Source organism: Asanoa ishikariensis (assembly GCF_900107455.1).
GTDB lineage: Bacteria > Actinomycetota > Actinomycetes > Mycobacteriales > Micromonosporaceae > Asanoa > Asanoa ishikariensis.
In genome coordinates, this window is record NZ_FNQB01000001.1 from 1754546 (window position 1) to 1777373 (window position 22828).

Genomic DNA, 22828 nt, shown 5'->3' on the forward strand with positions numbered 1-22828 from the left:
TGGCGCGAAGCCATCCAACGCAGGTTCGCGTCGACTGTGGCCGAGCAGCGCAAGGAGAAACAGCTTCTCGAACAGGCTGGCCGAGAGCGGTCAACCTCAACGCGACGCGACGTCAGTGTCTTCGCCGACATCCCCCAGGGCGACATCGACATAACGCGACTCTCCGACGACCAGCAACGTCAGGTCTACGAGGCGTTCCAGCTGGAGCTCCGCTACAACACGATCCGCAACGAGGCCACGATTCGCGTCACGGTCACCAGCGGCACTGCCGCGATGCTTGCTGCGGGGGACGGGGGAGACCGGCCACATTCCGAGACCAAGAAGGGCGGAGACCGAAACTCAGGTTTCGGTTCCCGCCCAACAGGTTTGGAATGCTTTTGGTGCGCCGCCAGGGACTCGAACCCCGAACCCGCGGATTAAGAGTCCGCTGCTCTGCCAGTTGAGCTAGCGGCGCTCGATCGGCAACGACACGTACGTTAGCACGCGCCCAGAGGGATCTTCCAACTGGTGGTGAACGACCGGCCGAACGCCTCAAACACCCTCATATATCTCCACGTAGTGTCGGTAGTTGTCGGCGATCAGGCCGATCACCTCGGCCTCGGTCATCTCCCTTGCCAGGAGGGCCTGGAGCGGGTCCTGCCAGATGCTGCGGCCGATCGCGAAGCCCAGAGAAACCCCGCCGGTGCCGCTGCCCGCAACCAGCGGTCCAGGTCCTCCGGCGGCGCGTCTCGGCCCAGCACCACGCACTGCACGTTGTTGCGACCGCCCTGCCGGGCCGTTGCCAGCACCTGGGTGGCGTCCGCGGTCGTGTTCAGGCCCTCGATCTTCCAGATGGCCGGCTCCACGCCGGCGGCCTGCATCTCGCCGATGATCCGTACCGTCAGCTCGGGTCGAAGATCGTCGTCGTATCCCGCCGACTCCTCGGCCGGGGTCGGTGGGACCAAGAGCTCCAGCAGGAGGTCCCGACCCGCACTGGTGAGCACCGACGAGACGGTCGCCAGGTCGTCCATCTGGCGCGTGCGGGCCCGTACCTCGAATGACGGGTTGTCGCGCACCAGGATCTTGACGTAGCGCGGGTCGAACGCCTCCACGTGTTCCAGCCAGCGGCCGTCGCCCAGGTTGCCGTACTCCAGGGTGAACCATTCCTGGTCCGATTTTTCGATCGGCATGGCCAGGGTGATGCCCGTCGCCTTGGCCGCTCGGGCCACCTGCTCGCCGTAGCGTTCGTCGACCAGGACCGCGGCTTTCGACCGGTCGGCGCCCCGGCTGAGGGCATCGACCAGGCCCTGGTAGATCAGGTTCTTTCCATCGACGATCCGCTTGGTCTCGGCGGGGTTCGGATCACCCTTGATCTTGTACACCTGGGTGGCGAACGAGTCCCGGTGATCCATCGCCAGTAGATAGAGTGCCATGATTCCCCCGAATGCCACCAAATCCACCCTCAGCATGCACAAAGGGGCGCTGACCTGGGATTACTTCGGAGAAATAGCCGCTACTGCGAGGTTCCGACCGGTTCGCGCCCCAGGGTTACCCATGTGGCTGAGGCGCGGAGTGGACGCCATCTGGCACCCTGCCGGATCGAGGTACATAGCGGGTGTGGCTGGGGCACGATGACCCCAAGGTTGCGAAGGAACGGGGACATCTAATGGGCCGGTTCGTGACACGTAAAGCAGCCATCGGGAAGATCCTTGCCGCCGCGGCGGCCGGGGCTCTCGCACTCACCCTCGTCACTGCCTGCGGCAACGACCAGCCGAAGGCGCCCACGTTCGTCAACAACAACCAGGCGGCGGCGCCGTCCGCCTCGCCGACCGCGCCACCGGTTCCGTTCGAGTTCGCGGTCACGCCGGCCGACAAGAAGAAGAACCTGCCGGTCAGCACCGAGATCGGCACCAGCGTCAAGGGCGGCGAGATCACCAGCGTCGCGCTGACCGACAAGGCGGGCAAGGCGGTCAAGGGCACCCTGCGCGAGGACAAGTCGTCGTGGGTGCCGAGCGCGCCGCTCAAGTACGACACCGACTACACCGCGACCGTGGTCGCCACCAGCGCGGCCGGGCAGGCCGAGACGAAGAAGGTCTCGTTCTCCACGCGGGGCAAGTCGGGCAACGACATCGGCTCCGGCATGTACCTGTTCAACGGCAAGACGTACGGCGTCGCCATGCCAGTCGTGATGGAGTTCAGTCCGGGCATCCCGAAGAGGGACCGGGCCGCCGTGCAGCGCCGGCTGTTCGTGCAGACCGACCCACCGCAGCCGGGTGTCTGGCACTGGGTCAGCAGCGGCACGCAGGCGTACTACCGCGGGCCCGACTACTGGCAGGCCGGCACGAAGATCACGGTGCGGGCGGCGCTCGAGGGAATCCCGCTGTCCAACGGCCGCTTCGGCGACCAGGACCGCAGGGCGACGGCCAAGATCGGCGACAAGTTCGTAATGAAGGTCGAGAACAAGACCAAGAAGATGCAGGTCTTCAAGAACGACAAATTGGTCAAAACGTTCCCGGTCAGCCTTGGTAAGCCCAGCACGCCCTCGTCCAGCGGCACGCTGATCGTGATGGACAAGCAGGAGCACACGGTCTTCGACACCTTCGCGGAGCTCGGCCCGGAAGAGGGTTACCGCACCGACATCGACTTCGCGCAGCGGCTGACCTGGGGTGGCGAGTTCATCCACTCGGCGCCGTGGTCGGTGGGCGACCAGGGCGTACGCAACGTCTCGCACGGCTGCGTCAACCTCGCCCCGCAGAACGCGAGCTGGTTGTTCGGCCAGACCAAGGTGGGCGACCCGATCACCATCAAGGGCACCGAACGCAAGCTCGAGCCCGGCAACGGCTGGACCGCCTGGAACCTGTCGTGGGCCGACTTCGTCAAGGGCAGCGCGTTGCCGGTTCCGGACAGTCTGAAGTCGCCGGGTTCGACCGGTAACGCCACGCCGACACCGACGCCTACCGATTAAACCTCTTTCGGGTACCGTTGCTCAGCTCGATCGTTCGTACACTCGTCTGCGTGTTACCGCACACGGCACGAAACCGTGAGGTGTTCCGAAGCGTCTTTCGGGCAACATGACTGCGGTACACGGACCTGTGAGGGGATCTCATGTTGAGCAGCCGAGGGTGGCGTCCCACTCGCCGACGTGGCGTCATGCTGGCGGCAGTCGCCATGGCCGGGTTGCTGTCCGTCACCGCGGGTTGCACCAAGAGTGGCAACGCGGCGTGGTCGGACGGAGCGAAGCCGGGTTCGTCGCAGTCGGCCGAGCCTGACACCAAGGCCAAGGCGGCGATCACCGAGCCCGCCGCCGACGCGAGCGACGTGCCGGCCTCGACCGCCATCGCGTTCGACACCACCGACGCGGTCGAGACCGCGGTCGAGCTGAAGTCGTCGGACGGCGAGAGCGTCAAGGGCACCCTCTCCGCGGACAAGAAGAGCTGGCTGCCGACGGGCGCCCTCGAGTGGGGCGCGAGCTACACCGCGACGGTGACCGCGACCGGCGACGACGGCAAGGCCGCGACGGCCGAGAGCACTTTCAAGGTCATGGCCAAGCCGGGCAACACGGTCGCGGTGAGCAGCTTCCTCGGCGACGGCGCCGTGGTCGGCGTCGGCATGCCGATGATCGTCAAGTTCGGCAAGGCGATCCCGCAGGACTACCGCGACGACGTGCAGCGACGAATGAAGGTCACCGCGACGCCGGCGCAGGAGGGCACCTGGGCGTGGATCAGCCCGACTGAGATCCACTTCCGCCCCAAGGAGTTCTGGCAGGCCAACACCAAGGTCCACTACAAGCTCCAGACCGGCGGCCTCCCGCTGGGCAACGGCTCGTTCCTCCGCAACGACCTCACGGTGGATCTGAAGATCGGTCCGGCCCTGGTCATGACGGTCAACAACAGCACCAAGCGAATGACGGTCACCAAGGACGGCAAGGTCATCAAGACCATCAAGGTCAGCCTGGGCAAGAAGAGCACCCCGTCGTCGACCGGCACGATGATCGTGATCGAGAAGAAGCGCAAGACGGTCTTCGACACCTTCGAAGAGCTCGGCCCGGAAGAGGGCTACCGCACCGACATCGACTTCGCCCAACGCCTGACCTGGGGCGGCGAGTTCATCCACGCGGCGCCGTGGTCCGAGGGCCAACAGGGCACCACCAACGTCTCCCACGGCTGCGTCAACGTCTCGATGAAGGACGGCGAGTGGCTCTTCGGCCAGACCCGCATCGGTGACCCGATCACAGTCAAGGGCACCGAACGCAAGCTGCAAAACGGAAACGGCTGGACGGACTGGAACATGACCTTCGCGGAGTACGCGGAGCTCAGCGCCATCCCCCTTTCTGACCAGTAGCTTTCCCGGGTCCGCGGTGGTGCGGACCGTTGCTCCCGCCGGAGACCGGGTCGGGCCCTTGGGGGCCCGACCCTGCCAGGTCCGCGGTTGGCGAACCCAGATCCGCGGGTCAATGCCGCGCCGGGTTGTGCCTCGAACCTGAGCTGCGGACAACGGCCACGCGTCAACCCCACCCGCGCCCGACGGCAAAGCGACGCGAAAGCCCGTGTGCCGTGGTTTGAGTCTGCGCCGAGGTTCGGCGCGCCCAAGGCCGTCCAGCGCCACTGTCCCGGCCAAGCCGGCGTCCGGGATCGCCAATGGAGGCCAAGCCCAGGAGACGGCGCGCCCGCGGCGTGGTCAGGCGTTTGAGAAGGCTGCTATGCGCCGGCGATGTCGCGGCCGGCGAAGGCTGCTAGGCGGTCGTATAGGTGGGCTTCGGCGGAGATCGTGACCTCGGGCCCGAAGGACTTGCCTTCGCTTTCTGAGCCGCGGAACTGGGGGAGCATTGTGCCGCGCATCCAGTCGAGGGCTAGTTGGCCTACCTCCGGGTCCAGGTCTGTCGATTGGGCTGTTGCCCGGGCCAGATCCCACGCGTGCACGGCGAACTCGGCTGTCTGTAGGTCGACCGGGAACCGGGCCGGCACCTCACCCATCCCCGGCAACGTGACGGTGCCCGACAGGTCGCCTGCCTGGCGCCACACGTCGAGCAGGTCGGCGGCCCCCGACCGGAACAAGGCGGGCCGGTCAGCAGCCGGCGCCGGGCTGGCGGCGGTTGACCAGTCGGCTGTGCCACCGGCAGCCGCAACGCTGAACTGGCGTAGGTCGTGCACCACGTGATCGCCGAGCTGCGCGACCGTCCACGAACGGCACGGGCTCGGCAGGGTTTCCTGGTCGGCGCGGACGTCCGAGAGCACCTTGCCCACCTGGTCCAGCGCACGTTCCAACAGCGCGAGCGGATCGTTGTCCACCGTTGACTCACTCATGTCCGGAAGACAACCACACACCTACGACATTTCGAGGGCCGAGCGGACCGAGGGCCACGAGCGGAGTACCTCAGCCACGTCGGGGTCCGCCGACCCGATTGCCGATGCATGAGCCCGCGCCAGGACGTCGTCGACCGCGACCACGGCGCCCGTGTCCGCCGAGGCGACCGCGCATAGGACCATCGCCAGGCTCATCACGTTCGCATGCACGGCCGTTGCTGGCCGCCGGCCCGTGCGCAGCGCCTCGACGAAGACCGACAACGACGCACTGATGGTCTCCAGCAACGTGTTGGCGTCGGCCGGAGAGCGGTCGCCGTCCCAGAACGCCGTTCCAGAAGAGGCCACCGCGCGCCAGTTTCCGTTCCACGATGTGTCGCCGCCGTCGGCGCACCAGGAAGCCAGGTACGAGTAGCGGGCGCCGGACGCGAAACGGAACAGCGCGTTGGCCGACGCGTCACCGGCGTACCAGCTCCACGACGGGTTGTACGCGTCGCAGTAGACCGAGACCGGCTCGTCGTCCAGCAGGTAGCGCGCCGTGTCGAAGGCGTGGATGGCCATGTCCAACAGAAGCGGATGCGCCATCGTCTCGCGGAAGCCGCCGAACCGGGCACCTCGATAGAACTCCGTGGTCAATGAACCGACCGGCCCCAGAGCAGAGAGCCGCGACTTGAACCCAAAAAGATTCCGCTCGAAGCGCCGCGACTGGCTCACCACGAACAGCGACCCCGTCAACGACGACAACGCGGCCAACGTCAACGCCTCAGGCAGCGTCGAGGTCAGCGGCTTCTCGCCCAGCACCGGCAGACCCAACCGCAACGCCGAGCGAGTGACGTCGAAATGCGCCGAGGGCACCGTGGCGTTCACGACGAAGTCCGCACCGGAGGCGACCTCCGACAGGGTGGTCGCCGACGGAACACCCTGAGCCGCGCGCGCCGCGGCCGCCAAGTCGAGATCGACCACCGCGGCCAGCGACACATCAGGGCTGGCCGCGATCGCGGCCAGCCACTCGGTGCCCATCGCCCCAGCACCGACCACCACTGCCCGAAGAGGACTCACGGCGTCACGAACCAGTCGGGCGCCGCGTACGCGATCGGTGTCGTGGAGCGCGGCCCGGCCGGCGCCGCCCAGACGGCCGCGTTGGCGAGCACCCGGCGTACGTCCGGATGGTGGTAGACCGGATAGTCCTGGTCACCAGGGCTGAAGTAGAAGATCCGGCCGCGGCCGCGGCGCCACGCGCACCCGCTGCGGAACACCTCGCCCCCGGTGAACGAGCTGACGAAGACGAGCTCGTCGGGCGCGGGGATGTCGAAGAACTCGCCGTACATCTCCTGGCTGGGTATCTCGATCGGGCTCGGGACGCCAGCAGCGACCGGATGCGCCGGATCCACCGTCCACACCAGCTCCCGGTCGTCGCCGTTGCGCCAGCGCAGCGCGCAGCTCGTACCCATGAGCCGTTTGAAGATCTTGGACCAGTGGCCGGAGTGCAGCACGACCAGGCCCATCCCGGCGAGCACCGCCTCCTGCACCCGGTCGACCAGGTCGTCGCTCACCTCGTCGTGGGCGATGTGCCCCCACCAGGTCAGCACGTCGGTCGAAGCCAGCAGCGACGCCGGCAGACCCTGGTCCGGATCGTCGAGCGTGACGCAGCGGACGGCGACCGCCGCCCCCGCGTACTCGGTGATGCCCGAAGCGATCGTCGCGTGCATGCCGTCGGGATAGTGGGAAGCGACGTTGACGTCGCGTTTTTCGTGGCGACCCTCGCCCCACACCGTCACCCGGATCGGTTCATCAGCCATCGGCGCTCGCTTCGTCGTTGGAAACGGGTTACCCGGCATTCTCTGCGAGCGACGTCGACCCCGCCACCAGGGCGTCCATCAGCAGGTCGAGCAGTCGGCCGGCCTGGGCGCGCTGGTCCGGCGCGCCGGCCGCGAGGGCGATGCCGGACAGACTGATCAACACATCGTCGGCGGGTACGTCGGTGCGAAGGCTGCCGTCGGCCCCGCCCGCGGCCAGGAACAGGTCGAGCGCGTCGTCGAGCATGTCCCGGCTCTGCGCATAAGGGTTGGTGCCCGCCGCGATCACCGTCCGCAGTGCATCGGTCATCCCGATCTTCGTGGTCATGTAGTCGACGAACCGAGCCATCCACGCCCGGAGCGCCGCAGCCGGCGGTTGCTCCGTCAGGAGCACCGGGGCGGCCGCGCAGACCGCGACGAGCTCGCTGCGGTAGGCCGCCTCGATCAGCGCCTCCCGGGTGGGGAAGTGCCGGTAGACCGTCCCTACCCCGACACCGGCGTCCCGGGCGATCGCCTCGATGGTGGCGCCCGGCCCGGCACCGGCGAAGGCGCGGACCGCGGCGGCGAGCACCCGGTCGCGGTTTCGCCGGGCGTCCGCACGCAGCGGCCGTTCGTCGGCGGCAGACGGCATGTGGCCCCCCTCACTGAGAAACAGGTGCTAACCGGAACGCATTCCGATTAGCCTGGGCGAACCGGAATGCGTTCCGGTTCCACCGTAGTCCCGACGGGAGCACGCCATGAACGCGTCATCGACCACCAACGAGATCCTCGCGGGCATCGACCTGAGCGCCAAGCGGGCGATCGTCACCGGTGGTGGTCAGGGCATCGGGTTCGAGACCGCCCGCGCGCTGGCGGCCGCCGGTGCCGAGGTTCTGCTCACGGCTCGGGGCCGTAGCGCCGCGACTGCCGCGGCCGCCGAGATCGCGGCGAAGACGGGCAATCCAGCGGTACGCGGGACGTCGCTGGAGCTCACCGACGGCGCCTCAGTCGCCGGCCTCGTCGCAGGCTGGACGGGACCCTTGCACATCCTGATCAACAACGCCGGCATCATGGCCCTGCCCGAGCTGCACCGCACCGCCGAGGGCTGGGAGCTGCAGTTCGCGACCAACCATCTCGGCCACTTCGCCCTGGCCACCGGCCTTCATCGGGCGCTCGCCGCAGCCGGCGGGGCGCGGGTTGTCGCGGTGAGCTCCAACGGCCACCGCACCTCGCCGGTGGTCTTCGGCGACATCAACTTCACCAGCCGGGCGTACGACCCGTGGCTGGCCTACGGCCAGTCGAAGACGGCCAACGTGCTGTTCGCCGTCGAGGCCGCGAGCCGTTGGGCGGACGACGGCGTCGTGGCGAACGCCCTGATGCCCGGCGGTGTGCGGAGCAATCTGCAGGCACCGCAGCTCGCCAACGTCACCCCCGAGATCCAGGCGGTCTTCGACAGCTATCCGTGGAAGACGGTCGAGCAGGGCGCGGCCACCTCGGTGCTGCTGGCCGCCTCGCCGCTGGTCGATGGGGTCACCGGCCGCTATTACGAGGACTGCGCGCCGGCGGTGCTCACTATGGACCCGGACGCACAGAACGGCGTACGCCCGCACGCCCTCGACCCCGAGGACGCCGCCCGCCTGTGGGAAGTGTCCCGAGAGCTGCTCAGCGCGCGCTAGCGGCGGGTGTGCGGCGGGCCAGCCGTCGCTCGAGGTCGAACCTGATCGGGCCGCCCACCTTGACCACGTCCCGGCCCAGCAGCCCGTTGATGAGCGCGGCGGACGACCCGTACCAGGCGATCAGTGCGGTGATGACGCCCAGATAGCCGCCGACCCGAACCGCCGTGCTGTTGTCGACGAAGAAACCGATGCAGAGCACGACCTCCGTGACGCCGAGGAAGAAGAACAGCGCGAACCACGTCTCGTTGATTTGGCTCGACCACAGCAGCAGATAGAAGTTGAACAACGCGAACGCCAACAGGATCCAGGCGAGGTCGTTGCGTTGTGCCGCCGCGTCCGCGCCTGGTGCGACCAGGGTGAAATACAGCGACAGTCCGAAGTAGAACGCGGCGTACATCGAGAACGTGACCGTCCCGAACAGGTTGCGGTTGCGGAAGGACCACATCCCGGCCAGCAGTTGTACGAGGCCGCCGGCCACGAAGCCGAAGCTCAGCCACGCGGTCGTGCCACTGGTCCAGCCGGCGTTGAACACCGAGAACAAGAAGGTCGACAGCGCGAACGCGGCCAGCCCCATGGGTACGGCGTCCACGACTCCGCCGGCTCGAGGTTCGGCTTCGCCGGCGGAAAGTCGGGCAGAAGGCGTGCGCGGGTCAGCGTCGGTCATTGCGATCCCCTCGTCAGACGTGCGCAATTCCGACTATTCCACTGGGTCGGAGCCGCTGGCCAGGGTCCGCCGCTTTACGGGACGGGATGGGTGGATGTGGCGTCCGCGGCCCGTTCGGCGATTAGCGTCGCCACGCCGTCGAGGATCCGGGCGAGGCCGAAGTCGAGCGCCTGGTTCTGCTGGCCGCCCGCGCGCGCGGCCGACACCGCCGCGCTCAGCGCCGGAAACCGATCCTCTCGGCCCGCGACCAGCGCGGCGATCCCTTCTTCCAGGGCGCCCTCGGCATCGGCGGGCATGCCCGCCGTCTGCTGCGCCAGGCTCCGCACGTGGCCGGCCAGGGTGGCCGCCACGTCGAGCATCTCCGCTCCCCGCAACCCGGTGCCGCCCAGAGCGGCGACCGCCGCCTCCATCCAGCCGAGCTCGTTGGGCCCGATGACACGGGCTCCGACCGCCGCCTCCAGCGCCCAAGGGTGGGCGGCCAACGCCGCGAAGAGCGCATGGGACCAGGCATCCAGCGCGGTACGCCAGTCGTCGCCATCCCGGGCCGGTGGGCCGCCGATCCCGATGTCGAGCATCAGCGCGACCAGCTCGGCCTTGCCCGGCACGTAGCGGTAGAGCGCCATCTTGGTCACGCCGAGCTGGTCGGCGACCCGCTGCATGGTGACGGCCGCGAGGCCGTCCGAGTCGGCGATCGCGATGCCCGCGCGGGCGATGTCGTCCAGCGTGAAGGCCGGCCGAGGGCCCCGCCTTGGCCCCGCCGGGGGGCCCCACAACAGCTTCTCCATCGTCGCCACCTTAAGGGTTTGCCGCCGAGCGAAACTGCGTCTATCGTAAACAGCATCCGATGGACACAGTAAGGAGAGGACAAAAATGAGGGTTCTGATCTCCGGCGCGGGCATCGCCGGGCCGGCGCTGGCCGGCTGCCTCGCCGACGCCGGTGCCGAGACCACCGTGGTGGAGGTGGCGCCGAGGCTGCGCACCAGTGGCTTCGCCGTCGACTTCCGGGGTCCGACACACCTGCGGGTGCTGGAGCGGCTCGGCGTGCTCGACGACATCAAGGCCGTCCAGACCCACGGCGGCGCGATGCGGACAGTCGACGCGGCGGGAAAGACGATCTTCGAGCTTCCGGCCGAGTTCGCGGGAGGCGACGTCGAGATCCGCCGCCGGGACCTGACCGCGGTGCTGCACCGGCGCAGTGCCGACCGCACCCGTTACGTCTTCGGCGACTCGATCGTCGCGCTGCACGACGGCCGTGCCGGGGTCGAGGTCCAGTTCAGGAGCGGCAACAGCGGCACGTACGACGCGGTGGTCGGCGCCGACGGCATCCACTCGACGGTCCGGCGGCTGGCCATGGGGCCGGAGGAGCGGTTCGTGAAGCACCTCGGCTACCACATCGCCGGTTGGGACGTGCCCAACGACCTGGGTGCGTTGACCGTCGCGCAGCAGTACAACGTGCCTGGGCGGATGGCCAGCGTCGCCGCCGACGACCGCGACCCGACCCGGGCCGGAGCGCTGGTGGTCTGGGCGTCCAAGCCCCTCGGCATCGGCTGGCAGGATCTCGACGCGCAGAAGCGCGCGGTGCACGCCACGTTCGACGGGCTCGGCTGGCACGTTCCGCGGTTGCTGTCGGGGCTGGCCGATGCGCCGGACCTCTACTTCGACGCGATCAGCCGGGTCTCCGTGCCGACGCTGCACAAAGGACGGATCGCGCTGCTCGGCGACGCCGCGTGGGGCGTGACCCTCGGCGGCATGGGGGTCGGCACAGGCGTGGTCGGTGCGTACGTGCTGGCCGGCGAGTTGGCCCGCGCCGGCGGCGACGTCACGGCCGCGTTCGCGGCCTACGAGAAGCGGATGCGGTCGTACGCGGGGCGCTGGCAGAAGGGCGCGAGCCCAGGTCATTTCCTCGCCCCGGCGAGCCGCACCGGGCTGTGGCTGCGCAACACGATGTTCCGCCGGGCGGCGGTCAGGCGGCTACTGGTCAGTAGTTCGACGGCCCTGGCCAGCGCGTCCGACCTGCCGGACTACCCCTGAGGCGCGGATCACAGCGCACCCAGCGCCCCGCTCGCGTTAGCGTTTCTGACGGCTGTCAGATCTGACGGCTGTCAGAAAGCTCAGAACGGGGTACGACAATGAGCCTTCCCTTCCAGGACGCGGTCGCCGACGACCCGCGCTACACCAAGCGCGGTGCCATGTTCGTGCCGGCCGGTCAGGGCATCCAGCGCTGGGTCGCCGGCGACATGTACTCGGTCAAGGCCAGCGCCAAGACCACCAACGGCCTCCTCGGCTTTGTCGAGGCATCGGTGCCGCCCGGCGGTGGACCGGTCGCGCACGTCCACAACCGCGAGAGTGAGGCGTTCTACCTCCTCGACGGCGAGCTCGAGTTCCTCGACGGGGACGAGACCCACACCGCGCACACCGGAGACTTCGTCTTCGTGCCGCCGGGCGTCCGCCACCGGTTCAAGAACAAGGGCGTGCACACCGCCAAGCTGCTTTTCCTGTTCAGCCCCGGCGGCGCGGAGGAGTCGTTCGTGGTGGGTGGTGACGAGCCCGTGCCGGGCGAGCCGATCCCGGCCTGGGACGGGCCGCGGTTCCAGAAGATGTTCGAGGACATCAGCGGGCTCGACCTCCAGGTCGACATCCTTCCGGAGGACTGACACGCGGGTCCCCCGTTCGGGGGCACGTCTGCCGGCCGGCCAACGTCGTTAGGCCCAAGGCTGGTTGGCAGACGACCCCGGGGGCCCGTTTTGACGTCCGTAGTTCCAAAGCCCATCGTGACGCGTCCATGGCCGGTGCGGGACCAGCCGCACGGGAATGCCCTCTCGCGGCTGATCCGCACCACCGACGCGAAGCAGATCGGGATCCTGTACCTCACGACGAGCTTCGGGTTCTTCGTCGCCGGCGGGATCATGGCGCTGTTGATGCGCGCCGAGCTCGCCCGGCCCGGCATGCAATTCCTGTCGCCGGAGCAGTACAACCAGCTCTTCACGATGCACGGCACGATCATGCTGCTGCTGTTCGCGACCCCGATCCTGTTCGCGTTCGCGAACTTCGTCGTGCCGTTGCAGATCGGCGCGCCGGACGTCGCGTTCCCGCGACTCAACGCGTTCGCGTACTGGCTCTACCTGTTCGGCGGCTCGCTGGTGCTGCTCGGGTTCTTCACCCCGAGCGGGGCCGCCGACTTCGGCTGGTTCGCGTACACGCCGCTCAGTGACGTGGAGAACTCGCCGGGCATCGGCCCGAACATGTGGGTGATCGGCCTGGTCATCTCCGGTCTGGGCACGATCCTCGGCGCCGTCAACATGATCACCACGATCGTGACGCTGCGGGCGCCGGGCATGACCATGTTCCGGATGCCGATCTTCACCTGGAACATCCTGGTCACCAGCCTGCTGGTCATCATGGTCTTCCCGCTGCTGGCTGCGACGTTGTTAGCGCTCGGCGCGGACCGGATCCTGGACGCGAAGGTGTTCGAGCCGTCACACGGCGGTCCACTGCTCTGGCAGCACCTGTTCTGGTTCTTCGGCCATCCCGAGGTCTACATCGTCGCGCTGCCGTTCTTCGGCATCGTCACCGAGGTCATCCCGGTCTTCTCTCGCAAGCCGCTGTTCGGCTACAAGGGTCTGGTCGGCGCGACGATCGCGATCGCGGCGCTGTCGATGAGCGTGTGGGCGCACCACATGTTCGCCACGGGCCAGGTGCTGCTGCCGTTCTTCAGCTTCCTCAGTTATCTGATCGCGGTGCCGACCGGGGTGAAGTTCTTCAACTGGATCGGCAGCATGTGGCGCGGCCAGATCACGTTCGAGACGCCGATGCTGTTCTCCATCGGCTTCCTGGTCACCTTCCTGCTCGGTGGGCTGACCGGTGTGCTGCTGGCCAGTCCGCCCGTCGACTGGCACGTCTCCGACTCGTACTTCGTGGTGGCGCACTTCCACTACGTGCTATTCGGGACGATCGTGTTCGCCGTCTACTCCGGTGTGTACTTCTGGTTCCCGAAGATGTTCGGCCGCATGCTCGACGACCGGCTGGGCAAGATTCACTTCTGGCTGACGTTCATCGGGTTCCACACCACGTTCCTGGTGCAGCACTGGCTGGGCAACGAGGGCATGCCCCGGCGGTACGCGGACTACCGGCCGAGCGACGGCTTCACCACGCTCAACGAGATCTCCACGATCGGCGCGTTCATCCTGGGCGCTTCGACGCTGCCGTTCATCTACAACTGCTGGAAGGCGTACAAGGCCGGTCCCGTGGTGTTGGCCGACGACCCGTGGGGGCACGGCAACTCGCTGGAGTGGGCGACCTCCTCGCCCCCGCCGTTGCGCAACTTCGACCGGATGCCGCGGATCCGCTCCGAGCGCCCCGCGTTCGACGAGAAGTTCCCGGAGCTCGCCGCCGGTCCACAGTCGATCGCCGGTCCGCCGGAGGGTGGCGCCAAGCCGTTCAGCCGCGAGTCCGACGGCGGAGCCTCGTACCCGGAGGACAAGTCCCGGCGTTGAGGCCGACCGCGGACCAGACATCGAAAAATTTCGTTAGGTCTATTTACTGTTAGGTTTGTTTACCTTACTCTTTGGGCCAAGAAGGGATCGGTATCGCTCTATGAAGTGAGGAGGACTTCATGCGTAGACGCATCATGCTTCCGGTGCTGACGGTCACCGCCCTGCTGGTCTCGATGTTCCTGGCCGCGCCGGCTCAGGCGCACGGCTACATCTCCTCACCACCCAGCCGACAGGCCAACTGCGCGCAGGGCCGGGTCGCCAACTGCGGCGACATCGTGTACGAGCCGCAGAGCGTCGAAGCGCCCAAGGGCTCCATGCAGTGCAACGGCGGGGGCAGCAGGTTCTCCGTCCTCAACGACAACAGCCGCGCCTGGCCCGCGACCTCGGTCGGCCAGAGCGTGACGTTCAACTGGGTCATCACGGCCCGGCACGCCACCAGCACCTGGGAGTACTTCGTCGGCGGCAGCCGGATCGCCGTCTTCGACGACCACGGCGCCCAGCCCGGCGCGACCAAGTCGCACAACGTCAGCCTCGGCGGCCGCACCGGCCGGCTCACCGTGCTGGCCCGGTGGAACGTCGCCGACACCGCCATGGCGTTCTACGCCTGCGTCGACCTCCAGGTCGGCAGCGGTGGCGGCGGTGGGACCAACCCGCCGCCTCCGCCGCCCCCGACGAACTGCGGCACCGCCTGGAGCGCGAGCGCGGTCTACAACGGCGGCGCGATCGTCTCCTACAACGGCCGCCGCTGGCAGGCCCAGTGGTGGACGCAGGGCGAGACGCCCGGCACCACCGGCGAGTGGGGCGTCTGGCGCGACCAGGGCGCCTGCTCCTAAGAAATGGAGTGGCCCGCGCCGTCTCGGCGCGGGCTGCTTGCTCCGCACCCACATACGCACCACCTGTCGGGCTGGGTGGTGCGTATGTGGGTGCAGAGCAAAGGCCACCGGGAAGGAGCCCTGGGTGTACGGACGACGCGTGTTCCTCGCGGCGGTGGTGCTGCTCGTGGCGGGCTGTGCCGGCCCGACGCCCGCCGCGCAACCACCGTCCTACAACGACACTGACGTGATGTTCCTGCAGATGATGCTGGCCCACCACGAGCCGGCCGCGAAGCTGCTGGCGCTGGGGGAGAAGCAGGCCAGCGCGCCTGAGGTCACGGCCGTGGCGACGGAGATCGCGACCACGCAGGCGGCCGAGGCGGCCACCATCCGGGACCGGCTCGCGAGCTGGGACGAGCCGCTGGTCTCCACCGCGCACGCCGGCCTGCACGAGGCGCACGGCGGTCTGCCACTGCTCGACGACGCGGAGCTGCTGCGGCTGGCCGGACTGACCGGGGGCGAGTTCGACACCACCTTCCTCACGATGCTGATCGGACATCAGCACGGCGCGGTGGAGCTTGCCCGCATGGAGACCGCGTCCGGCGTCGACCCGCCGACGCGGGAGCTGGCGACCCGCACCGACGAGACCGTCCGCACCCAGATCCAGCAGTTGCTCCGAATGGTCAGCTAGAAGACCACGCGGGCCGCTGAGAGCGGGCTGTCCTTCGGGAGTTCGACACCGTCGCGACCCGAGAGGTGCAGCATCATCGCCATCGTGTCGGCGGTTACCGACTCGACCGGTGCGCCGCGCCCGATCGCCCAGACGCCGCCGGCCGGCCCGGTCAGCTCGAGCCGCAGCGGCGGACGCTGCCAGCCCTGGTCCAGCTCGCGGACCACCTGGCTGACGATCTCGTGGTCGTGGTCGTCCACGTCGAACACCCCGCCGGACGCCCGGGTCAGTTCCATGCGGTGCATCCAGGTGTCGCGCGGCAGGATCACGTCGGCCAGGTAGCCGAGGTTCGACTCCTGCAGTGGGGACTCCGGGAAGAACCGCAGGGTCGAGATCCGCCGGAACAGCCCCGGCATCAGCCGGATCCGCTTGAGCGCCACCGGGCCGTTCCGCTGCAGGTGGGCGAAGAGCTCGGCGGGCGGCAGCCCACCCAGCTCGTCGATCTGCACCTGGTTGTGCCCGTCTAGGGCGATCTTGTCCGGGTAGCGGCGGCGCGCGACCCGCAGCCGGTGCAGCAGCACCGTCGGCTTGCTGAGCTCCTCGTACTGCCCGCAGACGTGGGCGACGACGTCCTTGACCGTCCAGTCCGGGCAGTCTGTGGGCCTGGCCCAGTCGGTGTCGTCGAGGGACGCCAGCGCGGCGCCGAAGGCGCGTAGCTCCGCCGCGGCCACCTCCGCGGCCCGGCGCCGGCTCAGCGACTGCGGTCGGGTGTCGATTGCCATCGCGATCACCTCTCTCTTAGAAAGCTAAGCGCGACACGCCAGGCTTTCGCGCCGAATCCGACCAAGTTCCGTGATTCGCCTTTTATGCGAAGTTTCTCTGCATATATTCGGCCCTGGGAGTGTTGTGAAGGGAGAAACCAATGGGGAAACTGCGCACGAGGGTGGGCTTGGGCGCGGCGGTGGTCGGGTTCGCGCTGGCGCTGAGCTCGCCGGCGTTCGCGGACGGTGCTCGCTTTCAGATCACCAGTCCGCAGACCGGCTCGACCATCTCGAACACGCCGACCGTGAGGGGCATCGGGCAGCCTGGCGCCCGGGTCGCGGTCGAAGCGCTCAGCCAGCGGAACAACGACAACAACCACTGGAACAACGGCAACGGCCAGCCTGGCAACAACGGTCCGGGCAACAACCAGCCGGGCAACGGTCCGGGCAACAACGGTCCGGGCAACAACGGTCCGGGCAACAACCAGCCCGGCAACGGTGCCAGCAACGGTCCGGGTAACAACCAGCCCGGCAACAACGGCAACCAGTGGAATAACGAACGGCCGACAGAGAGCGACGCTGCCGCGGCCGGCACCTGCAACACCACGGTCGGCCAGAACGGTTACTGGTCGTGCACGATCTCGCCGCGCCTGCGGCCGGGGACCTACCGGGTAGTCGCGCGGCAGAGCATCCCGGGCGGCGGCAACGAGGTCTCCTCCGTCGACAACCTCACGGTGCCCGGCGGCGCGCTGCCGGTCACGCCGGGTCCCGACCCGGTTCCGGTCGTCGCGGGCGGCCTGGTGCTGCTCGCCGGCGGCGCCATCGTCATCGCCGCGACCCGCACCCGCCGTCGCGGGAAGCACGCGGCCTAGGTGCCCACACCCGAGGTGGAGTCGCCCGCGGTCGCGGGCGGCTCCACCTTCGGCTTTGTCCAGGTCGCGGCGGGGTAAGGACGAGATCGTGACCGACCAGCACGAACGCCCGCCCGGGCTCGACGACGACACGGTTGCCGCCCTCGGCAAGCTCAGCGAGGCATTGGAGACCGTCGAGCGGGTACGGGGCCACCTGTACTCGATGCACCAGCTCACCGGGCACGCCGACCTGATGCTCGACGAGGCGGTCGACCTGCTCCGCCGGGCGGGCCACGACGACTTCGCGGACGCGGTGCGGGACGAGCTGATCGGCCGCAACGTCATCGAGGGCCGGTGGACCTACCAGATCGTCGAGGACTACGACGCCGGCTACTACGCGGCGTTCCGCGACCTCGAGTCGAGGGCGCGCGACCGGCTGGCGGGCGGGCGCCGCCACCTCTTCGAGGCGGAGATGAAGGAACGCCGGCGGACCAAGGGCCGTCCCGGCCACGAGGCCGGACCCTAGTGTCGAGTCCCGCTCAGCACGGCCGTCGGGCGCAGGATCGAGTCCAGCCAGCCCAGCGCCCGTGCGTGGAACAGCGTCCGGGCACCCGCCTCGCAATGGTCGCCGGCACCCTCCGCCACGGTGAACGTGATCAGCTCCTTGCGGGTGGTCAGCGCGTCGTAGAGCTCGGGCGCCTGGGCACCCAGGGGGTCGGACTCCGCGTGGCAGACCAGGGTCGGGCAGGTGATCCGCCCGGCGCGGCCCTTGAGCGTGTAGTCCCGGAGCATGTCCAGATAGGTCATCGAGTCGGCCGCGCCGTGCACGAGCTGACCCCGGCGCAGCGACCAGCCGGCGGTCGGACGGCGATCCATGCCGCGGAGCACCCGGCGCAGCAGCGCCGCCGATGACGAGCGCCCCTCGGCGAAGCCGCGCGCGATCGACGCCGGCATCCGCTGCAGCACCGCGTCGAACAGGTCGTACTGGGCGCCGTCGGCGATGCACGCCGCCAGCCGGTGCTCGCCCGAGGCCGCCCGTGGTGCGAGGTACCCGCCGAGGCTGAGCCCGATCAGCGCGATCCGGTTGACGTCGACGTCGGGCAGCCCGAGCACGAAGTCGACCACGGGGGTGACCACGTTCTCGTAGTCCGGCCGCATGACCATGCCGCGCTGGAGCAGGGCCGTGCCCTGCCCCGGGCCGTCGAAGGTCAGCACGTCGTAGCCGCGGGCCAGCGCCGCGGCGCCGTTGAAGAAGTAGCCCTCCTCGGCCGTGCTGTCGTAGCCGCCCAGGCAGATCAGCATCGGCCGGTCCCGCGAGTCTCCGGCGCGGAAGAGATAGCCGGGCAGCGAGCCGTCCGGGAACGGGATCTCCACCTGCTTGGGCGGCAGCGGCAACAGGGCGCATCCGCGCCGGAACGCGTCGGTCTGCCGCAGGTTGGCTTCGACCACCCGCCGGTCCAGGGGCGCGCCGAGCAGCATCGTGCCGGCGTTGCGGAAGTAGTTCGACGCCCGCCAGTACGCCAGCCGGGCGCTCTCCACGTGCCCGGCGGCCTCCTCGGCCTCGGCCAGCGCCTGGAGCCGGTTGGCGGTCAGCGTCCATTCGCCGTACCAACTGTCCAGGTCCGTGCCCTGGACCCGGGCCAGCGTCGACAGGCACTCGCCGATATCGGCGCCCCCGTACGGGGCATGGCCCATGGTCCGCAACGTCTGTGCGCCGAACAGCTCGTCCTTGGCGCCGATTCTGGTCATCGGAACCTCCACCTGGGCTGGCCTCTGGCCAGCGTCGCACGGCCCGGACTGGCAGGCTGGGTAAAGCCGAAAGCAGGGGAGAAACCGATCATGACAAGCCGGGGGTACGAGGACTCTGCGCTGCCGCCGATCGTCCGGGAGCTGGTGGTGCCGGTGGGGCCGACCGAGGCCTTCGACCTGTTCACCGGCCGGATCGGCGACTGGTGGCCGAGGGCGTTCACCGCCAGCGGCGACGCGCTCGCCGCCGTGGTCCTGGAGCCCCGGGTCGGCGGCCGCGTCTACGAGCGGGCCGCCGACGGCGCCGAGCAGGAGTGGGGCGAGGTCGGGATCTGGGAGCTGTCGGCCCGGGTCGCGCTGAGCTGGACGCACGGCCTGCGCACGCCGGGGGCCACCCTGGTCGACGTGAGCTTCACGCCGGACGGCTCGGTCACCGACGTGCGCCTGGAGCACAGCGGCTGGCACGCCGACCAGACCGCCGACCACGCCCGCTTCGCGCAGGACGGTGGCTGGACCCAGGTCCTCGAGTCCTACCGCGCGAAGGCGATCTAGACCCGGCGGGCGACGGCGACGGCGGCCGCGCCGAGCAGGGTCGAGAGCGTGAGGGTGCCGGCGAAGGACCACCAGGCGCCGATGCCGGCCAGCGACTGGAACAGCAGGCCGGCCAGCGCGAGGGCGAGGCTGCCGCCGACCACGTCGGCGATGCTCTTGGCGGCCGTGTTGAAGCCCTGGGTGCCCGGTGCCGAGGCGGCCAGCACCAGCGTGCTGACCCGGGGATACATCAGGCCCATGCCGCCGCCGGCCAGCAGCCAGCCGGCGCCGACGAACAGCCAGTGAGGGCTGACCAGGGCGGTCACCAGTTCGGCGGCGGCGCCGGTGGCGAGGAACAGCGCGCCGAGCCGGAGCACCGCCGAGTCCGTCCACCGGTCGCCGATCCGGCCCTGCACGTGTGAGCCGGCCGCCCAGGCGATCGCCCCGACGGTCAGCGTGAAGCCGGACAGCCAACCGGGCAGCCCGTACCGGTCGTGCAGGAGCAGCGGCAGGTAGACCTCGGTGCTGAAGAAGGTGCCACCGGCGGCGGCGCTGAGCAGCACCGCGCCGGGCAGGCCCGGTCGGGCGCGCAGCGTGCCGGGCGGCAGCAGCGTGCGGACGGTGGCCAGCACGAGCGCGCCGGCGACCGCCACGACGACCCACCCACGGGCGTCCGGCAGCTCACTGGACAACCCGGCCGCCACCGCCGCGGAGGCCACCACCGCCGCCGCTGCGATCCGCCGGCCGGCGCCGGCCGTGACCTTGCCGGGCGCGACGACCGTGGCCCGGAGCACGGGCACGATCACCAGCGTCGCGGCGGCGACCAGCACCAGCACGCCGAGGAACACCCAGTGCCAGCTCCACGCGTCGGCGACCAGACCGGCGACGAACGGGCCGACCATCGACGGCACCACCCAGGCGGCGGCGAACAGCCCGAAGATGCGCGGGTGCAGCGCGGCGGGGTAGACGGCGGCGACGAGCACGTACAGCGCGACCGTGATGCCGCCGGCGCCGAGCCCCTGTAGGAACCGGCCGCCGACGAAGACACCCATGGTGCCGGCCGTGCCGGCGACCGCCAGGCCGAGAGCGAAGACGACGATCGCCACCAGCAGCGCCCGCCGCGGGCCATGCCGGTCGGCCCAGGCGCCGGCGACCACGCTGCCGACCACGCTGGCCGCGGTGGTCGACACGAAGGCCAGCGAGTAGAGCGCGCGACCGTCGAGCTCGGCCGTGATGGTGGGCATCACGGTGGTGACCGCGAGGGCCTCGAACGCGGCCAGGAAGACCAGGCTGGTCGAGCCGGCGGTGGCCAGCGCGTACCGGCGGCTGAAGAGCTGGGTGTCGGGTTCGACTGCGGTGACGGTCACCGCACGATGATGGGACCTCAAGCGGGCTTGAGGTCAACCGGGTTTCAGCCCTCCGGCGTGTGCTCCAGCGGCACCGCTTCGTCGTCGCGCACCGGTCCGGGCGGGGTGCCGTCGCCGAACGGGCGCCCGCCGAGCACCTCCCGGCCGTGCGGCGTGAGCCAGCCCGACAGGTCCGGACCCGCCGGCACGATCCCGGTCGGGTTGATGTCGCGGTGCACCTCGTAGTAGTGGCGCTTGATGTGGTCGAAGTCGACGGTGTCGCCGAAGCCCGGAGTGACGAACAGATCCCGCGCGTACGCCCAGAGCACCGGCATCTCGGTCAGCTTCTGCCGGTTGCACTTGAAGTGTCCGTGGTAGACGGCGTCGAAGCGGACCAGCGTGGTGAACAGCCGGACGTCGGCCTCGGTGATCGTGTCACCGACGAGGTAGCGCTGGCCTTCGAGTCGGTCCGAGAGCCAGTCGAGCCGATCGAAGAGCCGGGTGTACGCCTTTTCGTACGCCTCCTGGGTGCCCGCGAAGCCGGCCCGGTAGACGCCGTTGTTGACGTCCTTGAAGACCACCTCGTTGACCGCGTCGATCTCCGGGCGGAGCGCCTCCGGGTAGAGCTCCGGCGCGCCCGGGCGTTGGTGGTCGCGCCACTCCAGCGACATGTCGATGGTGATCTGCGGGTAGTCGTTCGTGACCACCTGGCCGGTGGTGACGTCGACGATCGCCGGCACCGTGATGCCCCGCTCGTAGTCGGGGAAGCGCTTGAAGAACGCCTGCTGGAGCCGCTCGTAGCCGAGCACCGGGTCGATCCCGCCGGGAGCGAGGTCGAACGTCCAGCTCCGCTTGTCGTGCGTGGGCCCGGCGATGGCCATCGAGATCGCGTCCTCCAGCCCGAGCAGCCGACGGACGATCACCGCGCGGCTGGCCCAGGGACAGGCCCGGCTCACGACCAGCCGGTAGCGGCCGGGTTCGACCGGGTAGCCGTCGCGCCCGTCCCGGGTGATCCGGGAGGCGATGTAGCGCTGGTCACGGGTGAACTCGCCGGCGGGGTTGAGGTAGACACCCTGCTCGGTCGTGGTGTCGGGCATGCGTCCCATAGTGCCTCGCGAACCGGCCGACCGCCCGTCCAGATCTTCCCGCCGGGTTGCGCCGCGGGGTAGCTTGACCAAGCATCGATGCTGGTCGAGTTTTCCGTCCCGAACGCCAGGAGGCATTCATCCATGTGCGTCAACGACCAAGAAGCTCACGAGAGCGCTCCTGCACTGACCGAGGAGCAACGGATCACCCTGACCCGGCGCGGCGCGCTGAGGGCGGCGACCGTCGCCGCGGCGGCGGGGGCCGTCGGCGCCGCTGGCGGCCTGGCTGCGGCGTCTCCGGCGAGCGCGGGCGGGCGCGGCGGCACAAGCCACGGCCGGGTGCCCCGCGACCAGATCAGCGTGCAGCTGTACACGTTGCGTGACCAGCTCGCCGCCGACCTGCCGGGCACGCTGCGCGCACTCGCCGACATCGGCTACACCCGGGTCGAGCACGCCGGTTTCGTCGGCCGCACCGCTGCCCAGTTCAAGGCCGCGCTGGACGCGGTCGGCCTGCGGGCGACCTCCGGGCACGTCGGCATACCGCAGCCGTTCGACGCCGCGTCGTGGCAGGCCGCACTGGCCGACGCGCGGCTGCTCCGCCAGCGCTACATCGTCCACCCGTTCTTCGGCGTCGGCGCCAACGGCGTCATCCGCGACTCGGCGACCTACCGGGCGTTCGCCCGCGACCTCAACAAGGCCGGCGCGCTGGCCAAGAAGGCCGGGCTGCGCTTCGGCTATCACAACCACCACTTCGAGTTCTTCCGCCTCGATGGTGGCACCACCACCGGCTGGGACATCCTCACCGGTGAGACCGATCCCGACCTGGTGCACCTCGAGGTCGACCTGTTCTGGGTCACCCGGGGAGCGCACGACCCGGTCGACGTGATCCGCGCCAACCGCGGCCGGATCAAGCAGTTCCACGTCAAGGACCTGGGCGACAGCGGCTCGTTCGCGGACGTCGGTGACGGCCTCATCGACTTCGCACGCATCTTCCAGCACGGCCGAGAGGCCGGCATCGACGAGTACATCGTCGAGCGCGACGACGCCGGCACGTCACCGCGCACACCGGCGCAGGCGATCGACACGGCCCGCGTCGGCTACAACTACCTCGCGAACTTGCGATTCTAAAGAGGACGGTC

General features: G+C 69.4%; 23 protein-coding genes and 1 tRNA gene. 12 read left to right on the top strand and 12 right to left on the bottom strand.

All coding sequences use genetic code 11. The features are described 5' to 3' along the window. Positions 1-378: 378 nt before the first annotated feature. A tRNA-Lys gene (locus tag BLV39_RS08250) sits at positions 379-454 on the bottom strand. Between the two features lie 148 nt (positions 455-602). Then, the gene (locus BLV39_RS08255) at positions 603-1412 is read right to left on the bottom strand and encodes a 2-deoxy-5-keto-D-gluconate 6-phosphate aldolase domain-containing protein (RefSeq protein WP_176984809.1); all 810 of its coding nucleotides are present in this window, start codon (positions 1410-1412) and stop codon (positions 603-605) included. A 233-nt stretch (positions 1413-1645) separates the two neighbouring features. Between BLV39_RS08255 and BLV39_RS08260 the strand changes: the two genes are divergently transcribed. Together BLV39_RS08260 and BLV39_RS08265 are read left to right on the top strand one after the other, a co-directional pair. Beyond that, a complete protein-coding gene (locus BLV39_RS08260) occupies positions 1646-2944 on the top strand; it encodes a L,D-transpeptidase (RefSeq protein ID WP_090788970.1) in 1299 nt (432 codons plus the stop codon). Between the two features lie 140 nt (positions 2945-3084). After that, positions 3085-4320 (top strand): L,D-transpeptidase, encoded by a 1236-nt coding sequence (locus BLV39_RS08265; protein WP_090788972.1) that lies wholly within the window; start codon positions 3085-3087, stop codon positions 4318-4320. A 356-nt stretch (positions 4321-4676) separates the two neighbouring features. On the opposite strand, the gene BLV39_RS08270 is transcribed toward BLV39_RS08265, so the two are convergent. The 4 genes from BLV39_RS08270 to BLV39_RS08285 are packed head-to-tail and all read right to left on the bottom strand — an operon-like array spanning position 4677 to position 7706. Beyond that, on the bottom strand, positions 4677-5282 hold the full coding sequence (locus tag BLV39_RS08270; RefSeq protein WP_090788975.1) for a TIGR03086 family metal-binding protein: 606 nt from the start codon (positions 5280-5282) through the stop codon (positions 4677-4679). 21 nt (positions 5283-5303) lie between these two features. Then, complete coding sequence (locus BLV39_RS08275) at positions 5304-6338, bottom strand: Gfo/Idh/MocA family protein (RefSeq protein WP_204082951.1); 1035 nt, start codon at positions 6336-6338, stop codon at positions 5304-5306. Continuing rightward, positions 6335-7078, bottom strand: a complete 744-nt coding sequence (locus tag BLV39_RS08280) for a ThuA domain-containing protein (protein WP_090788979.1) — start codon at positions 7076-7078, stop codon at positions 6335-6337. Before BLV39_RS08280 ends, BLV39_RS08275 begins: the two co-directional genes overlap by 4 nt. 28 nt (positions 7079-7106) lie before the next feature. Next, positions 7107-7706, bottom strand: coding sequence for a TetR/AcrR family transcriptional regulator (locus tag BLV39_RS08285; RefSeq protein WP_090788981.1), 600 nt, complete (start codon positions 7704-7706; stop codon positions 7107-7109). 106 nt (positions 7707-7812) lie between these two features. On the opposite strand from BLV39_RS08285, the gene BLV39_RS08290 reads away from it, so the two are divergent. Then, on the top strand, positions 7813-8730 hold the full coding sequence (locus BLV39_RS08290) for an SDR family NAD(P)-dependent oxidoreductase (RefSeq protein ID WP_090788983.1): 918 nt from the start codon (positions 7813-7815) through the stop codon (positions 8728-8730). Here the strand turns inward: BLV39_RS08290 and BLV39_RS08295 are convergent. Further along, entirely contained in the window at positions 8717-9394 is a 678-nt protein-coding gene (locus BLV39_RS08295; RefSeq protein WP_090788985.1) for an acetate uptake transporter, read from the bottom strand. The two genes, BLV39_RS08290 and BLV39_RS08295, sit on opposite strands and share 14 nt — an antisense overlap. A 74-nt stretch (positions 9395-9468) precedes the next feature. Continuing rightward, positions 9469-10179 carry a TetR/AcrR family transcriptional regulator gene (locus BLV39_RS08300; protein WP_090788987.1) on the bottom strand — a complete coding sequence of 237 codons (711 nt, stop codon included), beginning with the start codon at positions 10177-10179 and terminating at the stop codon, positions 9469-9471. An 85-nt stretch (positions 10180-10264) separates the two neighbouring features. On the opposite strand from BLV39_RS08300, the gene BLV39_RS08305 reads away from it, so the two are divergent. The 5 genes from BLV39_RS08305 (at position 10265) to BLV39_RS08325 (ending at position 15390) form a co-directional block, all read left to right on the top strand. Continuing rightward, complete coding sequence (locus BLV39_RS08305) at positions 10265-11425, top strand: FAD-dependent monooxygenase (RefSeq protein WP_090788989.1); 1161 nt, start codon at positions 10265-10267, stop codon at positions 11423-11425. Positions 11426-11523: 98 nt separating this feature from the next. Continuing rightward, positions 11524-12048 (top strand): cupin domain-containing protein, encoded by a 525-nt coding sequence (locus tag BLV39_RS08310; RefSeq protein ID WP_090788991.1) that lies wholly within the window; start codon positions 11524-11526, stop codon positions 12046-12048. Positions 12049-12138: 90 nt separating this feature from the next. Beyond that, positions 12139-13887 carry an aa3-type cytochrome oxidase subunit I gene (ctaD, locus tag BLV39_RS08315; protein WP_090788993.1) on the top strand — a complete coding sequence of 583 codons (1749 nt, stop codon included), beginning with the start codon at positions 12139-12141 and terminating at the stop codon, positions 13885-13887. A gap of 119 nt (positions 13888-14006) precedes the next feature. Continuing rightward, on the top strand, positions 14007-14720 hold the full coding sequence (locus BLV39_RS08320) for a lytic polysaccharide monooxygenase (RefSeq protein WP_090788995.1): 714 nt from the start codon (positions 14007-14009) through the stop codon (positions 14718-14720). Positions 14721-14844: 124 nt separating this feature from the next. Beyond that, positions 14845-15390: a DUF305 domain-containing protein gene (locus BLV39_RS08325; protein ID WP_143049682.1), complete on the top strand. Its 546-nt coding sequence runs from the start codon at positions 14845-14847 to the stop codon at positions 15388-15390. On the opposite strand, the gene BLV39_RS08330 is transcribed toward BLV39_RS08325, so the two are convergent. After that, positions 15387-16151: a maleylpyruvate isomerase family mycothiol-dependent enzyme gene (locus BLV39_RS08330; RefSeq protein WP_143049683.1), complete on the bottom strand. Its 765-nt coding sequence runs from the start codon at positions 16149-16151 to the stop codon at positions 15387-15389. The two genes, BLV39_RS08325 and BLV39_RS08330, sit on opposite strands and share 4 nt — an antisense overlap. 140 nt (positions 16152-16291) lie before the next feature. Between BLV39_RS08330 and BLV39_RS42850 the strand changes: the two genes are divergently transcribed. Further along, entirely contained in the window at positions 16292-17002 is a 711-nt protein-coding gene (locus tag BLV39_RS42850; protein ID WP_176984810.1) for a hypothetical protein, read from the top strand. Positions 17003-17090: 88 nt separating this feature from the next. Beyond that, entirely contained in the window at positions 17091-17507 is a 417-nt protein-coding gene (locus tag BLV39_RS08340; protein WP_090789003.1) for a hypothetical protein, read from the top strand. Here BLV39_RS08340 and BLV39_RS08345 read toward each other — a convergent pair. After that, complete coding sequence (locus BLV39_RS08345; protein ID WP_090789005.1) at positions 17504-18730, bottom strand: alpha/beta hydrolase family protein; 1227 nt, start codon at positions 18728-18730, stop codon at positions 17504-17506. The genes BLV39_RS08340 and BLV39_RS08345 overlap by 4 nt on opposite strands. A gap of 90 nt (positions 18731-18820) precedes the next feature. On the opposite strand from BLV39_RS08345, the gene BLV39_RS08350 reads away from it, so the two are divergent. Beyond that, positions 18821-19279, top strand: a complete 459-nt coding sequence (locus BLV39_RS08350; RefSeq protein ID WP_176984811.1) for an SRPBCC domain-containing protein — start codon at positions 18821-18823, stop codon at positions 19277-19279. On the opposite strand, the gene BLV39_RS08355 is transcribed toward BLV39_RS08350, so the two are convergent. After that, positions 19276-20625, bottom strand: coding sequence for an MFS transporter (locus BLV39_RS08355; protein WP_204082950.1), 1350 nt, complete (start codon positions 20623-20625; stop codon positions 19276-19278). The two genes, BLV39_RS08350 and BLV39_RS08355, sit on opposite strands and share 4 nt — an antisense overlap. A gap of 44 nt (positions 20626-20669) precedes the next feature. Beyond that, positions 20670-21710 carry a glutathione S-transferase family protein gene (locus BLV39_RS08360; protein ID WP_090789010.1) on the bottom strand — a complete coding sequence of 347 codons (1041 nt, stop codon included), beginning with the start codon at positions 21708-21710 and terminating at the stop codon, positions 20670-20672. Between the two features lie 123 nt (positions 21711-21833). Between BLV39_RS08360 and BLV39_RS08365 the strand changes: the two genes are divergently transcribed. Then, on the top strand, positions 21834-22817 hold the full coding sequence (locus tag BLV39_RS08365) for a sugar phosphate isomerase/epimerase family protein (RefSeq protein WP_090789012.1): 984 nt from the start codon (positions 21834-21836) through the stop codon (positions 22815-22817). Positions 22818-22828: the final 11 nt, after the last annotated feature.